The 15,380-nt window shown below is 68.4% G+C and carries 13 protein-coding genes, 1 pseudogene and 1 riboswitch; of the genes and pseudogenes, 2 read left to right on the top strand and 12 right to left on the bottom strand.

Annotated elements, in window-relative coordinates:
- Positions 1-719 precede the first annotated feature (719 nt).
- From CED_RS09405 to thiC, 8 genes and pseudogenes are all read right to left on the bottom strand, one after another.
- Positions 720-1,034 (bottom strand): annotated as a pseudogene (locus CED_RS09405) (helix-turn-helix domain-containing protein).
- The gene (locus CED_RS09400; RefSeq protein WP_035909891.1) at positions 1,031-1,423 is read right to left on the bottom strand and encodes a type II toxin-antitoxin system RelE/ParE family toxin; all 393 of its coding nucleotides are present in this window, start codon (positions 1,421-1,423) and stop codon (positions 1,031-1,033) included. Before CED_RS09400 ends, CED_RS09405 begins: the two are co-directional and overlap by 4 nt.
- Positions 1,424-1,493: 70 nt before the next feature.
- Positions 1,494-1,979 (bottom strand): tyrosine-type recombinase/integrase, encoded by a 486-nt coding sequence (locus CED_RS21475; RefSeq protein ID WP_011434853.1) that lies wholly within the window; start codon positions 1,977-1,979, stop codon positions 1,494-1,496.
- Positions 1,980-2,016: 37 nt separating this feature from the next.
- The gene (locus tag CED_RS25210) at positions 2,017-2,427 is read right to left on the bottom strand and encodes a DUF5615 family PIN-like protein (RefSeq protein ID WP_011434852.1); all 411 of its coding nucleotides are present in this window, start codon (positions 2,425-2,427) and stop codon (positions 2,017-2,019) included.
- Positions 2,424-2,663: a DUF433 domain-containing protein gene (locus CED_RS09385; protein WP_011434851.1), complete on the bottom strand. Its 240-nt coding sequence runs from the start codon at positions 2,661-2,663 to the stop codon at positions 2,424-2,426. The genes CED_RS25210 and CED_RS09385 overlap by 4 nt, the downstream gene beginning before the upstream one ends.
- Positions 2,664-3,260: 597 nt before the next feature.
- On the bottom strand, positions 3,261-3,518 hold the full coding sequence (locus CED_RS09380) for a helix-turn-helix transcriptional regulator (RefSeq protein ID WP_330218951.1): 258 nt from the start codon (positions 3,516-3,518) through the stop codon (positions 3,261-3,263).
- 27 nt (positions 3,519-3,545) lie between these two features.
- On the bottom strand, positions 3,546-3,875 hold the full coding sequence (locus CED_RS09375; protein ID WP_011434849.1) for an ABATE domain-containing protein: 330 nt from the start codon (positions 3,873-3,875) through the stop codon (positions 3,546-3,548).
- A 256-nt stretch (positions 3,876-4,131) separates the two neighbouring features.
- Positions 4,132-5,931: a phosphomethylpyrimidine synthase ThiC gene (thiC, locus tag CED_RS09370; RefSeq protein ID WP_369807807.1), complete on the bottom strand. Its 1,800-nt coding sequence runs from the start codon at positions 5,929-5,931 to the stop codon at positions 4,132-4,134.
- On the opposite strand from thiC, the gene CED_RS25205 reads away from it, so the two are divergent.
- Positions 5,849-6,124 carry a hypothetical protein gene (locus tag CED_RS25205; protein ID WP_235186989.1) on the top strand — a complete coding sequence of 92 codons (276 nt, stop codon included), beginning with the start codon at positions 5,849-5,851 and terminating at the stop codon, positions 6,122-6,124. The two genes, thiC and CED_RS25205, sit on opposite strands and share 83 nt — an antisense overlap.
- Positions 6,111-6,218: riboswitch (TPP riboswitch) on the bottom strand. (Overlaps the previous gene by 14 nt.)
- Positions 6,219-6,363: 145 nt before the next feature.
- Here the strand turns inward: CED_RS25205 and CED_RS09365 are convergent.
- Positions 6,364-7,980 (bottom strand): ATP-binding cassette domain-containing protein, encoded by a 1,617-nt coding sequence (locus CED_RS09365; RefSeq protein WP_011434847.1) that lies wholly within the window; start codon positions 7,978-7,980, stop codon positions 6,364-6,366.
- On the bottom strand, positions 7,977-10,055 hold the full coding sequence (locus CED_RS09360; protein ID WP_035909884.1) for an ABC transporter permease: 2,079 nt from the start codon (positions 10,053-10,055) through the stop codon (positions 7,977-7,979). The genes CED_RS09365 and CED_RS09360 overlap by 4 nt, the downstream gene beginning before the upstream one ends.
- Positions 10,056-10,241: 186 nt before the next feature.
- Between CED_RS09360 and CED_RS09355 the strand changes: the two genes are divergently transcribed.
- Positions 10,242-11,432, top strand: a complete 1,191-nt coding sequence (locus tag CED_RS09355) for an ABC transporter substrate-binding protein (protein WP_235186986.1) — start codon at positions 10,242-10,244, stop codon at positions 11,430-11,432.
- Between the two features lie 106 nt (positions 11,433-11,538).
- Here the strand turns inward: CED_RS09355 and CED_RS09350 are convergent, their stop codons facing one another.
- The gene (locus tag CED_RS09350) at positions 11,539-13,500 is read right to left on the bottom strand and encodes an ABC transporter ATP-binding protein (protein ID WP_011434844.1); all 1,962 of its coding nucleotides are present in this window, start codon (positions 13,498-13,500) and stop codon (positions 11,539-11,541) included.
- Positions 13,497-15,230: an ABC transporter ATP-binding protein gene (locus CED_RS09345; protein WP_023840842.1), complete on the bottom strand. Its 1,734-nt coding sequence runs from the start codon at positions 15,228-15,230 to the stop codon at positions 13,497-13,499. Before CED_RS09345 ends, CED_RS09350 begins: the two co-directional genes overlap by 4 nt.
- Between the last annotated feature and the right edge of the window lie 150 nt (positions 15,231-15,380).

Raw genomic sequence — 15,380 nt, 5'->3', positions numbered from 1 at the left:
CAGCGTGGACAGGCCCGCGCCGACGAGCATCCCGCACACCGTGCGCCGCCCGCCGGTGGCGAGCATCCCCACGACGAGCGCCCGGAACGTCCGGAACGACGGCGCGGTGAAACACGGCCGGAAACCCTCCAGCAGCACCGCCAGAGAAACCGGTATCGTCACGTCCGGGAGCATCGGCGTCCAACTTTCGGGTTGGTACAGGAAACGCTGATGCTCCCGCCACCAGCCCCTCGCGCTGGCCTTCCACCCCTCCGCCACGCACCGCGATACCACCGGCAGGCACCAGGGAATCATCCACCCGAAAGCAATCGGGAAAATTATCCAGCCGTTGCCAGACACTGATCTGGATCAAGAAAACTGCGAAACTCTAGTTATTGAATCACAATAGGGCAGCCGTGTCCAGATGCTAAGATTCCTATTAGTAGCAACATCCCTACCGCGCATCCTCGCCAGCGTCGCTGGACAGGTGATCGTCGAGCTTGCGCAATGCACCTTGCTTCTCCGCCATCGGAGCCTGTCAATCCCGATGAGACATCAGGCTGCTTGGTTCGTGGGTAGCGCCTCCTCGGTCTCGATGATCGCTGGGGGCTGGTTGATCCACGCCTCGGTCGGCAGCGCGGGTGGGGTCGGCCGGCGACGATCACGACTCCGGGGGTGCGCCCCTGGGACAGCAGCAGCGGCAGCGCCGCCCCGATCCGCTTCTTGAGTTCCCGGTCGTATCAGGCGATCTGGCGGAGGTCATTACCGTAGTCGAAGATGATCCGCATGCGTGCGCCCAACGCCCGGGCGTATCGGCTCAGGGTTGCCACCTCGTTCACGTCCAGATCACCGTTTTCGATCTGGCTTATCCGGCCAGGTGAGACGCCCATCAGATCGGCGACCTGACGCTGTGTCAAACCAAGGCGCTTGCGCTCCTCGGCCAGGTGGTAGGCGCTGGCCCACGCCTCCGTACGCGCTCGTTCCACGGCGAGTGCCGCGTCATCGCCGTCATGGAGCTCGGCGCGGATGNNNTCNCNNNNANNNAACTCGGTCATGANCCCNCCCGCCGTTTCCGTTCGACGGCCAGCCAGCCGTCGTAGACAACCTCTGCCGCAGGAATCGCAGCCCTGTACCAGTGCGACCAGTCGCCGGCCTTGTTCCCCGCGACCAGCAGCACGGCCTGCGACCATGGATCGAACACGAAGATCACTCGGATGGCCACCTCGCGGCCCGACCGCGGTCGGAGCTCCTTGAGGTTGCTGATCGTTGATCCCTTGAGGGTGTCGACCAGCGGGCGCCCGAGCGCCGGCCCGGCCTCGGCGAGCATGTCGATTGCCGCGTTGACGGATCGGTAGCTGTCCGGCTCCTCCCGGCGCAGCGAACGCAGCCACTCTCGCACCTCGGAGGTGGCCTTGATCGTCCACCGGGCGGGCGTTGCGGCCATTGGTCAACTATAGCTCAAGCTAAACATGGATCCGGGTGAGTGCAGGTGACGATTGATCGAATATTTCCAATCAACACCACTGAGCTCTGGTCGCCGACAGTATGATCGCGTGTGTGATCCGCAACCGTGCTGGTGGGGGTGTTTGTGGTGCGTTGCCGAGCGCACCCTGCTTGACCTGCGGTTTTTCTCCTATTCGATCTTCTTGTGACCTGTCGGGTGTGCGCGGGGTGTGCGCGGCCCGAGTGGGTGGAGTGCGGGGGACGAGTCGGGCGGCGCCTTCGGCGGCTTCCCGGGCGAGTTCTTCCAGGACCGAGGTGTAGGTGTTGACCGTCACCTCGTGGCTGGAGTGGCCGAGGGTCTCCTGGATGACCTTCAGGTCCGCGCCGCCGCCGTGCATGAGGGTGGCGGCGACGTGCCGGGCATCGTGAAGGCGGATCGGGGGTACCCCGGCTCTCGCGATCTGGTCCTGGAACTCGGCGGAGACGGCGGCGGGATGCAGAGGATCGCCGTCGAGGGTCGTGAACACCGGTCCTGAGGGGTCCCAGTCGAGGCCCATGGCGCGGCGCTCGTCGTGCTGCCGTTCCCGATGACGGTTAGAACTCCTCGACAGTGAGGTCGTCGAGGAGCAGTTCCCGCACTCCCGCGTCGGTCTTGGGCCTGGTGCGCTGCACCTTCCAGCCGACGACGACGAGCTGCCACTGGATGAGGATCTTCTTTTGGTCGAGGTCGACGTCCGGCCAGTTCAGAGCGCATGTCTCTTCACGGCGCGGCCCTCTGTAGGTCACGAGGTGATAGTGAAGCGANCCCGGCGGGTAGGCACGGATGTTCCCGCAGCCGCGGTCGAGGGTGAACACGATCCGGTTCTCGGCAACCGCAGCAGCGAGCACCTCCGGATCGGAGCGGCCCGACAGGTTCTCCGCAAGCACGGTATCGGCATCGATCCCGTGCTTGGCGAGTCGCTCGGCAAGGGAGACCGGGAGACCCTCGTCCAGCTTGACCTTCACGGCGCGGTACGAAGCGGCACGAGATCCTCCCGCGCCAGACGCGCCCCGTAGGCAGCGGCCGCACGGATCCCCGACACGGTCAGCGACGGGTACTCCGCGATGATCTCACCGTCGGACATACCGTCGGCAAGGCAGTCGAGCACGACACTCACCGGCACCCGGGTCCCCCGGATACACGCCTGCCCATGACCGACTGTCGGGTCGGCCACGACGAGCGCCAGAAGATCTTCCGCCATGCCTCCCAGTATGCTCCCGGATCTCAGCGTCGAGCGCCCGTCACGTGGTCCAAGCCGTGGCACGAGTGACAGCCAAGTTGACAGCCAAGCCGCTGGACGCGGGTGGACGTCGACGGATACCGGTGGACGGAACGCTCATGGTCAGCAGACAGGGCGGACGTTGACAGACGTCGACGGAAGATCCAAATCTAACTACGGATCAGAAGGTTGGGGGTTCGAGTCCCTCGGCGGTTGCAACGCGTCGGNGTTCGGGCGGTTCGACGTCTGCGAGCCGGCGGGCCAGGCGCTGTTCGGCGCGGGCGAGTGCCTCGTCGCGTGCCGGGAGTACCTGGTGGGCGCCGAGGCGTGCAGGTCTGGCGGAGCGGGGCGTCGCTGGTGGCGAACGCGCAGGGCCGCCGCCGCCCGCAGACCGAGCAGACCGCTTCCGGGAGTGTGAAGCAGTTCACGCAGATGTCGGGCTGGTCGTCGTGCGCGCGCAGACCGGCACCGCCGCGGTAATCACGTCGGCGGGCAGCGACGGGTCGGCGGCCGCGACCGCGGCGGNCACCGCCNCCCAGCGGGCCGCCGCCGTCGCGAGCCGTGACGCCCAGGGGCTGGTCATGACCCGACCCCCGGGCCGGGGATGGCGGTGATGTCGGCGCGCCGGGGCCGGCCCCAATAGGGCTCGACCAGGTCTCCGGGCGCGCAGCCGAGGATGTCGCAGAGCGCGGCGAGTGTGGCCAGCGACAGCCGCTCCGGGATGCCGGTCACCAACCGGTAGACCTGCTCGCGGGAGAGCCGGACACCCCGCTCGGCGAGCAGCGGGACCAGCGCCGTCGTCGCGAACAGCCCACGCTCGGCCATCAGCTTCCGCAGATGCCAGTGGTAGCCGACCTGCGCGCTTCAGTCGGTGGCCAACAGCCCATTCAGTCGCGACAGCGTGGGTTCGTCCGGCACGGTGGAGCTGCCGCCCGCCCAGGCGCCGATGCGCGGCCGCAGCCACTCCCGGAGCTCGACCGCGGCGACGGCGATGCGGTCGAGCTCCTCGGATCCGAACCGGGCAGGCAGCGCCTCTCGTTCGGCCGTGCCGACAAGCCCCGTGAGCTGGAGCCAGCGCAGGTAGCTCCAGCCATCGGCGATCAACTCGATCGGGCCGTCCGCCGAGAAGGCGAGGCTGTTGACGAAGTCCAGCACCGGATGATCGCCCAACCCGATCAGCACGTCCGGGTTCATCGGAGACCTCCCCTCGAGCCGATCACCCAAATAACCACTCCACTTCCTCTTGAGAGGTTACTCCCTCGTCAAAGTAATCGTCTTAGATATCTTTTTTAGATAGCTTTTATGGACCACCGGGGCCGCTGCGCCCGCTGAGCCCCCTGCGCCCGACGGGGCCCGCCGCTGACCGGCGGAAGCCCGTCGGGACGGTCGGTCAGGAGTTGGCCACGTCGGTCAGGAGTTGGCCACGTCGGTCAGGAGTTGGCCACGGCGGTCAGGAGTTGGCCACCGGAAGGTAGATCCGATTGCCGGCGGCGTTGAACTCGGCGGCCTTCTCGCGCAGGCCGGCGGTGACCGCCTCGTCGCCGGCCGGGTCCGCGCCATGCCCGGCCGGGTCCAGCCCGTCCCCGCCCGCGTGTGCCCGCACCTGGTGGGAAATCTTCATCGAGCAGAAGTGCGGGCCGCACATCGAACAGAAGTGCGCCGACTTCGCGGCCGGGGCCGGCAGCGTCTCGTCGTGGAACGCGCGTGCGGTGTCGGGGTCGAGCGCGAGGTGGAACTGGTCGGCCCAGCGGAATTCGAACCGGGCGTCCGACAGGGCGTCATCCCAGGCCTGCGCGCCGGGATGCCCCTTAGCGAGGTCGGCGGCGTGCGCGGCGATCTTGTAGGCGATAACGCCGGCCTTGACGTCGTCCCGGTCGGGCAGGCCGAGATGCTCCTTCGGGGTGACGTAACAGAGCATGGCGGTACCGGCCCATCCGATCATCGCCGCCCCGATCGCGGAGGTGATGTGGTCGTAGCCGGGGGCGATGTCGGTGGTCAGCGGCCCGAGGGNGTAGAACGGCGCGTCGTGGCACAGCTCCCGCTGCAGCTGCACGTTCTCCTCGATCTTGTTCATGGGCACGTGCCCGGGTCCCTCGATCATCACCTGGACGTCGTGCTCCCACGCCACCTGCGTCAACTCGCCCAGGGTGGCGAGCTCGGCGAGCTGGGCCTCATCGTTCGCGTCCGCGATGGACCCGGGCCGCAGGCCGTCGCCCAGAGAGAACGTGACGTCGTACGCGGCGAAGATCTCGCACAGCTCGGCGAAGTGGGTGTAGAGGAAGTTCTCCTCGTGATGGGCCAGGCACCAGGAGGCCAGGATCGAGCCGCCGCGCGAGACGATCCCGGTCCTGCGCCGCGCGGTCAGCGGCACGTAGCGCAGCAGCACCCCCGCGTGGACCGTCATGTAGTCCACACCCTGCTCGCACTGCTCGATCACGGTGTCCCGGTAGACCTCCCAGGACAGCTTCTCCGGCCGGCCACCGACCTTCTCCAACGCCTGGTAGATCGGCACGGTCCCGACCGGCACCGGCGCGTTACGGATGATCCACTCACGGGTCAGGGCGATGTCCGACCCGGTCGAGAGGTCCATCACGGTGTCCGCGCCCCAGCGGGTCGCCCACACCATCTTCTCGACCTCCTCCTCGATCGAGGAGGTAACGGCCGAGTTGCCGAGGTTCGCATTGATCTTCACGAGAAACGCACGGCCGATCGCCATCGGCTCGGACTCGGGATGGTTCACGTTCGCCGGCAGCACGGCCCGCCCCGCGGCGATCTCCGCCCGCACCGTCTCGACGGGAAGACCCTCCCGCAGGGCGACGAACTCCATCTCCCGAGTGATCTGACCGCGGCGGGCGTAGCCCAGCTGGGTTATGGAAGGCCGTCCCGGCACCGCCCGACGGGGCACTCGCCCCCGCCCGTCGAGATCCGTCCCGCCGAGACCGAGCGTCCCAGAACCGGGCGTCCCAGAACCGGGCGTCCCAGAACCGGGCGTCCCAGAACCGGGCGTCCCAGAACCGAGCGTCCCAGGACCCGATGCCCCGGTCCCGGGAACGGTCCGCCGCTCATCCGGCGCGGTGTCGCCACGCTGGGCNATCCAGCTGTCCCGCGTCGCCGGCAGACCCCGGCGCACATCGATCGTCACCCCCGGATCGGTATATGGACCGGAGGTGTCGTACACCACGACGGTGTCACCCGTGGTCAGCACGATCTCCCGCATCGGCACCCGCAGATCGGGATCCGCTCCGACCAGCCAGGTCTTGCGGCTGCCCGTCAGCGGACCCGTCGAGACCGCCGTCATCCCCGCGGCCGAGACGGACGACGAGGAGGACGAGGACGAGACGGACGGGGAGGATGCGGCGGACGACAAGGATGAGGTGGACGGGGACGAGGTGACGGCCTTCGAGGTGGACGAGGACGAACGGTCGGTACGCGACACCATGTAAGACTCCCTACGCCGGCATTACCCGGACAGGTTCCTGCGGTCGGCGGCCCCAGCCGCCCTCTCAGCCCCTTGGCGGAGCTCCCGCGATCAACTTCGACGCTTGTCGACAGTAAGACACCGCCGGCCCGCTCGCCACCCCTTCCGGTTCATCCGACGCATGCCCTACACCATCGGGCGACGTGAAGAGCCCTGTTCCGCCGGACCCCGGTTTCTCTGCGTGGCGGGGAACGCCGGACCAGCTCAGCGGTCCGGGGCCGCCGCCGGCCCGGAACTCCCGCCCAGGTAGGCCGTCTCGATGAGCTCGGGATGCGCGATGAGATCCGCCGCGCTCGCCGACAGCGCGATCCGGCCCCGGTCGAGAACGTAGCCACGGTCGGCCACCTGCAACGCGAGCGAGACGAACTGCTCGACCAGCAGCACGCCGGTCGACGTCTCGAGGGCGATCGTGCGCAGCAGGGCGAGCAGCTGCGGCGCAATCCCGGGTGCCAGGCCGAACGACAGCTCGTCCACCAGCAGCAGACGCGGTCTGCGCACCAGAGCGACGGCCAACGCGAGCCGTTGCCGCTCGCCCCCGGACAGTTCTCCGGCCGACCGGTCGAGCAGGCCGCGCAGCACCGGGAACCAGTCCAACACCCGCCCGATCTCGCCGGATGAGCGCCGGCCGGCCGCCAGGCGCAGGTTCTCGCGGACGGTCAACCGCCCGAGTGATCCTCGTCCCTGCGGTACGACCGCCATCCCCCGGCGGGCGAGTGTGCTCGGCGCGGCCCGGCGCGACCGGTCATCGAGGACCTTGACCCGTCCCCTCGACGGCGTCAGCAGCCCCGCCGCCGTGCGGATCAGCGTCGTCTTGCCCGCGCCGTTCGCTCCGAGCAGCGCCACGATCTCCCCGGCACCGACGGTGAGCGACACGTCCCGGAGCACCGGAACTCCGTCGTATCCGCTCGTGACCCGGTCGAGTACGAGCAGATCGCCCCCGCCTCGGCCGGGGGCCGGCGCCGGGGTAGAGGCGGGCACGGAGTCGAGAGCAGGCACGGAGTCGAGAGCAGGCACGGAGTCGAGAGCAGACACGGAGTCGAGAGCGGACACGGAGTCGAGAGCAGAGGCCGAGCCGGGCCCGGGTCCCGGNGCGGTCCCGGCGCGGTCGCCGCCGTCGGGCCCACCACCGCCCAGATAGGCAGCGCGGACCGCCGGATCGGCGCGCACCTCGGCGGATCGACCGCGCGCGACGACGCGGCCCCCGTCCAGGACGAGGACGTGGTCGCATACGTCGAAGACGAGCTTCACGTCGTGGTCAACGAGCAGCACGGCGATGCCGTCGGCGGCGATGCGGCGCAGCCGGTCGGCGAGCGTCCGGCGGGCGGCCGGGTCGAGACCCGCGGCCGGTTCGTCCAGCAGCAGGACCTTCGGCCTGGCGACGAGGGCGCGGCCGAGAGCCACCGAGGACCGCTCGTCGTGGGAGAGCGTCGACGGCAGGCGATCGGCGATCGTGGCGAGCCCGAGCGACCGGGCCGGATCTGGCCCGGTCGCGGGTCCGGGTGCCCGGGGCGTGACGACGGCCAGGTTCTCCCCGACCTCCAGACTGTCGAAGAGTTCCAGCGCCTGGAAGGTGCGGGCGAGCCCCAACCGCAGCCGCTCATGCGCCGGCAGTCCGACGAGCACGGCACCGTCCAGCGTGACGGTACCCGCGCTGATCGACGCAAACCCGGTGAGGGCGTCGATCAACGTCGTCTTTCCGGCTCCGTTGGGTCCGATGAGCCCGGTGATGGTGCCTGCCGACAGAGTGAAGGAGACATCCTCGAGGATGCGCGTGCGGCCCTGGTCGGCGGCGAGCATGTCGACCGCCAGCAACGCCGTCACGGGGCTCCGCCCGGGTTGACCGGATGCGGGGTCAGGCTCGGCCGGCCCTGGTCCGGCGGCTGCGGGTGTCGCACGTGATCTCCTCGACGCGTTCGCTGCCCAGGACCGGTCCGATGCGTGCCACCCGACCGATCCGCGCGGCCCTGATGATCGGCGCGAGCCGTCCGATGCGGTCGGTACGCGAGCCCGGCCGGACGTAGCACCGCCAGCACCACGACGGCGATCCCGCACAGCACGGACTGGTACTTGCCGAGCCCGGCAACCTGGTCCAGCACGATGAACACGATTCCGCCCGGCACCAGCAGACCGCCCAGCAACGCTCCGCCGACACTCGTCACCCCGCCGGCGGCCGCGATCGCCAGGAAGAACAGCGAGGCCGTGACGCCGAACGAGTCGAAGGACAGACGTCCCTGGCCGTAGCCGATGAGGCAGCCGCCGAGACCGGCGATCGCGGCGGAGAGGGTGAAGGCGAGCACCTTCGTACGACGGACGTCGATCCCGGCCGCGGCAGCGGCCCGTTCGTTCGCGCGCACGGCCAGCATGCGCCGGCCCAGGTCCGCGGNGCGCAGCCGGGCGACTCCGTAGCAGCACGCGGCGAGCACGGCCAACGCCAGCAGCCCGTACTGCGGCCGGGGGAACCCGGCACCGGCGAGCCCGAGATCGAGGCCGAAGATCTTCGGACTCGGTACTACCGNCCCGGCCAACCCGCCGGTGACCAGCGGGTTTCCGAACACCACCTCCTGGATCGCGACGCCGGCGACCAGAGTGATCAATGCCAGGTCGATNCCNCGCAGCCGCCGTGACAGCNCCCCCAGCAGCAGGCCCGCCACGGCGGCGGCACCCGTGGCGAGCAGGGGTGCGATCGGGAACGGCACGCCCAGCTCACCCTGGAGTCTGGCCAACAGGAAGCCGGCGACACCGGCGAGGGTCATCTGTGCCAACGAGAGCTGTCCGACGTACCCGGTCAACACGACGAACGACAGACACACCACGGCGCCGGCAAGGCTGCGTTCGAGGCCGAGCCGGTAGGGGCCGGCCAGCACGAGGATCGCGACCACCCCGAACGGCACACCGACCGCGAGGTGGCGCAGGGGAGACTCCGGCGGGTCGACCACCGGCATCGGAGCCGACACGGCGACGCCCGCGGCGCGACCGGGAATGAGATCCCCGCGCCGGCCCGCCACCGCGATGACCAGAAGCATCGGAAGCAGCGCGCGCAGTCCCGGCTGGTTCAACCAGGAGACGTCCTGTTGCAGCGGGATCAGGACGGCCTGGGTCATGCCGAGGCCGAGAGCTCCGACGACGGTCAGACCGAACGAGGACAGGCCACCGAGCAGAGCGGCGGCGAGCGCGGGAACGACGAACAGCGAGTAGCTCGTCGGATTCAGCGCACTGATCGGCGCCACGAGGATCCCGGCGAGGGCGGCGAGCACGGCCGCCATGACCCAGTTGACGGCGGCGATCCAGCCGGGCCGCCGGCCGAGAAGCGCGGTGGTCTGCTCATCCTCGGCGACGGCGCGGGTAGCCAGGCCGAACAACGTCCAGCGCGACATCGCCCACAGACCGGCGGCGACCACGATGACCGACGCGGCGAGCAGCAGCCGGTCACTCGCCACGGTCACGCCCAGCAGGGACAGCGGTGACTGCGGCAGCACCGGGCTGAGGAACCTGTTGTCAGATCCGAACTGGAGCACGGCGACGGCCTGCAGCGCGATCGTGAGGCCGACCGCCGCCACGACCGTCATCAGCGGCTGGGCACGCCGCAAGGGCCGAAAAACCACCAGATAGGATGCCAGTGCTAGAATTGCCGCCATTGCGAGGGATACTGACAGGGCTAGCCCGAAGGTGGGCGTGTCGGTGAGATGAATTCTTGGCGGCATCCCGACGACGGGCAGTACGAGGTCCCCGACCTCCCGTAGTTCTGCGTACTGGTAGGTGGCGTACATAGCGAACGCCCCATGGGCGATGTTCACCACGCCGGACGCGCGGTAGGTGAGCACGAGCCCTAGCCCGAGCGCCGCGTACACGGCCCCCGGGCCAAGGCCGAGCAGCAATGCTGCTATATACGTTGTCACCGGGCCCCCGTAGACGCATCTATTGCAGATAGAGAGATCCGAACTGCGATGAAGACCGGACGCATGGTCACACAACAGTCCCCGTCCGGCCGGTCGACGGTCAAGCCCCCAGAACTGGACGACAGAAGTGTAGCTTCACGAGCCGTGAGACAAGCCTCCCGCATCCTCCTCGCGTTCTCCGTAGCCTTGTCCGTCGTTGTCGCCGGGTGCACGAGTCAGCGCGGTGGCTCGTCCGGCGCAGCTGCCGGTGGCAGCGCGGCGGCGAGCCGCCTGACCGGGCCTGCGGTCACTGTCGGCTTCGTAACGGTTGAGAACAGCACTGTCGGGTCATACCCGGAGACCCGGAAGGCCGCTCAGGCCGCCGTGGACTACGCCAACACCTCTCTGGGCGGGCTCGACGGTCGACCGCTCCGGCTGATCAGCTGCGCAACCGACGGCTCGCCGGAGTCCTCCCAGAACTGCGCCAACCGGCTTGTCGCCACGAAACCACTCGCGGTGGTCGGCGGGATCGATTTCGGCGCGGAGGCGGCGATGCCGATATACGAGACCGCCCACATCCCGTACGTCACCGGCTCTCCTCAACTGAGCGGAGAACTCGGCTCACACAACGCCTTCGCATTTTCCGGCGGTTCGCTCAGCGAGCTGCTCGGCCTCACCGACTATCTGACGAACATCCGGCATGTGCGCAGCGTGCATGCCCTGTACCTCGACCTGCCCGGCCTGCTGTCCGCCGCTATCCAGGGATCGCAGAACGTCCTGCACCATAAAGGTGTGTCCGACGTCAAACTGGTGCCGGAGAAATCCGACGCGGCAGACTTCGCGCCGGCCCTGACCCAGGTCGCGGCGGGCAAGCCGGACGCGATCATCGTGGTGTTCCAGGCGGCGACGTGCACCCGGATCGTCCAGGCCGCGGCGGCGCTGAACATCCGCAGCGACATCTACTTCATCGGTCCCTGCACCACCCCCGCGGTGCCGCGCGCGGCCAGCGGCCGGACCGACAACCTCTACTTCGCATCCAGCTACCTACCGGTCGGGACGAGCGATGGTGACGCCGACACGGCGGCGTTCCGTAAGGCGATCCCGGAGGCCGATCGGTCCTCGTCGTCGCAGGGATCCTTCTCCGCCGTCCTCAACATCCGGTCGCTGCTGGCCGGTACCGCCCAGCCGACCTCGGCCGCCCTGCTCACGGCGCTTCGCGCCTCCCACGACCGCCCGAACGTCATGGCCCATCCGTTCACCTGCGACGGCAAGCAGATCGACATCTTCCCGGCGATCTGCAACACGGCGGTGCGGCTGCTGGCGTGGAAGAACAACACGTTCACCGATGTCACCGGCAACTGGCTCGACGGGCGCCAGCTCATCAAACTGATCAACTGACCACGTTCGCCTAACAAGCCGTCCGGCTCGTGCTCATCCCCGCTGTCACACGCACGGGCCGGTGGCGCAACCGCTCACGCAGATCTCGACCGTCAGATCTCGACGGTCAGATCTCGACGACGGCCTGGGCGAACTGGGACTGGTACAGCCGGGAGTATGGGCCATCGGCGGCCAGGAGCTCGGTGTGGGTGCCCTGTTCGACGATGGCTCCGTTCTCCATCACGAGAATGGTGTCCGCGTCCCGGATGGTCGACAGCCGATGCGCGATGACGAACGCGGTCCGCCCCGCCCGCAGGGTCGACATCGCCCGTTGGATGAGGACCTCGGTACGGGTGTCCACCGAGCTCGTCGCCTCGTCGAGAACCAGGATCAGAGGTTCCACGAGGAAGGCGCGGGCGATGGTGATCAGCTGCTTCTCCCCGCCGCTCACGCCGACCCCCTCGTCGTCGAGCACGGTGTCGTAACCCGCGGGAAGAGTGCGGACGAACCGGTCGACGTGCGCGGCGCGGGCCGCCGCCACAATCTGCTCGTGGGTGGCGCCCTCCGCACCGTAGGCGATGTTCTCCGCGATCGTTCCGCCGAACAGCCAGGTGTCCTGCAGGACCATGCCGATGCTGGCCCGCAGTTCATCCCGCGACATCGCCGCGACATCGACCCCGTCCAAGGTGATCCGTCCGCCGGTGACCTCGTAGAAGCGCATCAGCAGGTTGATCAGAGTGGTCTTGCCGGCGCCGGTCGGCCCGACGATCGCGACGGTGTGACCAGGTTCCGCGACAAGTGACAGGTCCTCGATCAACGGCTTGTTCGGTTCGTAGCGGAAGGAGACGCGTTCGAAGGCCACCCGGCCACGAAGCCGCTCCGGATGCGCCGGAACCGCCCGGTCGGGTTCCTGCTCGACGGTGTCGAGCAGGTCGAACACCCGCTCCGCGGAGGCCACCCCGGACTGCACCAGGTTCGCCATGCTGGCAACCTGGGACAACGGCTGGCTGAACTGCCGAGAATATTGGATGAACGCCTGGACGTCACCGATCGACAGCGAGCCGGACGCGACCCGCAGGCCGCCGATCACAGCTACCAGCACGTAGTTCAGGTTTCCGATGAACAACATCGAGGGCTGCATGAGACCGGAGATGAACTGCGCGCGCCAACTGGCGGCGTAGAGCCGCTCGTTCTGCTCACGAAAGATCTCCGCGGATTCCTCCTGCCGGCCGAACGCCCGCACGAGCGTGTGCCCGGTGTACATCTCCTCGATATGGGCGTTGAGACCACCGGTGATCCGCCACTGGGCGACAAACTGGGGCTGAGCCAGCTTGCCGACCCGGGTCGCCATCATGATCGACACTGGCACCGTGACCAGCGCGATCAGGGCGAGGATCCAGGAGATCCAGAGCATCATCGATAGCACGCCCACGATCGTCAGCGTCGACGCGACAATCTGCGACATGCTCTGCTGCAGGCTCTGCCCGAAGTTGTCGATGTCGTTGGTGACCCGGCTGAGCACCTCGCCTCGCGGCTGACCGTCGAAGTAACGGACGGGCAACCGCGAGATCTTCGCCTGGACGTCGCGGCGCAGATCACTGATCACTCTCTGCAGGGCCAGGTTCGCCAGCCGGGCCTGGAGCACACCGCACAATCCGGACACCGCGTAGACGACCACGACCCCCAGCAGCACGACACCGATGGCATCGAAGTCCATGCCATGACCGGGGGTCACGTCGAGCGAGGCGAGCAGGTCCGCCTGGGTACCGTGGCCGGTGGCACGCAGCTGCGCGACCGCCTGTTCCTTCGTGCTGCCGGCTGGCAGCCGCCGACTGAAGATCCCCGCGAACACCAGGTCGGTGGCGTGGCCGAGCAGGCGAGGACCGATCACGCTCAGGCCGACGCTCAACGTCGCCAGGACCACGACGGCGATCAGCAGGTGACGCTGCGGTCGCAGCAGTCCGAGCAGCCGGCGGCTCGACGCGGCGAAGTCCATCGACTTCTCCGTCGCGCCCGGGCCCACGAAGAACCGAGCGGGCCCGGCCGTCGGGGCCGGGCCGCGGCGCGGTGCCGGTACCGGGCTGCTCATGCCGCCTCCTCCTCGGTGAGCTGGGAGAGCACAATCTCGCGGTACGTGGTGTTGTCGGCCATCAGCTGCTGGTGGGTGCCGACGCCGGCCACCTCACCGTGGTCCAGCACGATGATCTGATCCGCATCCCGGATGGTGGCGACCCGCTGAGCGACGATCACCACGGTCGCGGCGGAGGTCTCGTGGGCGAGCGCCCTGCGCAGGCGGGCGTCGGTGGCGTAGTCGAGGGCCGAGAAGGAGTCGTCGAACAGGTAGATCTCCGGGCCGTGAACGAGCACGCGGGCGATGGAGAGCCGTTGGCGCTGGCCGCCGGAGACGTTCGTGCCACCCTGGGCGATCGCGGTGTCGAGACCGTCCGGCATGGCTTCGACGAAGTCCTTCGCCTGCGCGATCTCCAGCGCGCGCCACAGTTCGTCGTCGGTGGCGTCCGGATTTCCGTAACGCAGATTGGTCGCGACGGTGCCGGAGAACAGATACGGCCTCTGTGGAACCAGGCCGACGGTCCGGGCGAGCAGCGCCGGGTCGAGATCGCGGACGTCGACGCCGTCGACGAGGACGGCGCCCTCGGTGGCGTCGGCCAACCGCGGGACCAGACCGAGCAGCGTTGTCTTGCCGCTACCGGTGCTGCCGATGATGGCTGTGGTCTGACCCGGCCGGGCGCGCAGGCTGATTGCGCGCAGGACCGGCGCCTCCGCGCCCGGGTAGTGGAACCCGACGCCCCGCAGTTCCAGGTCACCGTGGCGGCGCAGCTCCCGCACCGGGTTCTGCGGTGGCAGGACCGTGGAGTCGGTCTCGAGCACCTCCTGGATGCGCTCCGCGCACACCTCGGCGCGGGGAATCATCATGAACATGAAGGTGGCCATCATCACCGACATCAGGATCTGCATCAGGTAGCTGAGGAAGGCCGTCAGCGCGCCGATCTGCATCTGGCCGGCGTCGATACGGTGGGCACCGAACCACAGCACGGCCACGCTCGAGAAGTTGACCACGGTGAGCACGAGCGGGAACATCAACGCCATGAGTCGGCCGAACCGCAACGAGATGTCGGTCAGTTCGGCGTCAGCCACCGCGAACCGGCGCCGCTCATAGTCGTCCTGGACAAAAGCGCGGATCACCCGGAGCCCGGTGATCTGCTCCCGCAGGATCCGGTTGACGGCGTCCAGGCGCTCCTGCATCGCCCGGCCCAGCGGTCGCATCCGTCGCACGATCAAGCTGATGATCACTGCGAGGACCGGAGTGATCGCGACGAGCAGGAGCGAGAGCCCGGCATCCTGGTTGACCGCCAGGATGATGCCGCCCAGGCACATGATCGGCGCGGAGACCATGAGCGTGAAGCTCATTAACATCAGCATCTGCACCTGCTGCACGTCGTTCGTGGCCCGGGTGATCAGAGAGGGCGCGCCGAAGCGGCCGACCTCCCGGGCCGAGAACGACTGGACCCGGTCGAACACCGACGCCCGGATGTCCCGACCGAGCGCCATCGCCGTCCGGGCTCCGAAGAAGACGGCGGCGCCGGCACAGACGATCTGCACGACGCTGACACCGAGCATGAGTCCACCGATACGCATGATGTAGCCGGTGTCGCCGATGACCACTCCACGATCAATGATGTCGGCGTTGAGGGTGGGGAGGTAGAGCATGGCGATCGTCGCCACCAGCTGCAGAAGGACCAGTATCGAGATCGGCCGGCCGTAGGGGCCGAGGTGAGCCCGCAGAAGTCGGATCAGCATACGGTCCCTCTCGGTGGCGGCTGGTGGTCGAACCGGTAGATCGCGACAACGGTGGGTAAGCACACTGCAGACGTGTTGCGACCCTACGACGTCAACCCAACATCAGGTCAAGGCATTTTCAGTGCCGCGCACTGGAGAGTCGAGGGTCAG

Source organism: Frankia sp. CeD, from assembly GCF_000732115.1.
In the GTDB taxonomy this organism is placed as follows: domain Bacteria; phylum Actinomycetota; class Actinomycetes; order Frankiales; family Frankiaceae; genus Frankia; species Frankia casuarinae.
Note: the sequence above shows the minus strand (reverse complement) of the source record. Positions and strands in the feature narration are given on the sequence as shown.

Coding starts and splice junctions, on each gene's coding strand:
- CED_RS21475 (WP_011434853.1), bottom strand. CDS start 1,979: ATGGGCCTCGACTGGGACCCCTCAGGACCGGTGTTCACGACCCTCGAC.
- CED_RS09385 (WP_011434851.1), bottom strand. CDS start 2,663: ATGGCGGAAGATCTTCTGGCGCTCGTCGTGGCCGACCCGACAGTCGGT.
- CED_RS09375 (WP_011434849.1), bottom strand. CDS start 3,875: ATGAACCCGGACGTGCTGATCGGGTTGGGCGATCATCCGGTGCTGGAC.
- CED_RS09350 (WP_011434844.1), bottom strand. CDS start 13,500: ATGAGCAGCCCGGTACCGGCACCGCGCCGCGGCCCGGCCCCGACGGCC.
- CED_RS09345 (WP_023840842.1), bottom strand. CDS start 15,230: ATGCTGATCCGACTTCTGCGGGCTCACCTCGGCCCCTACGGCCGGCCG.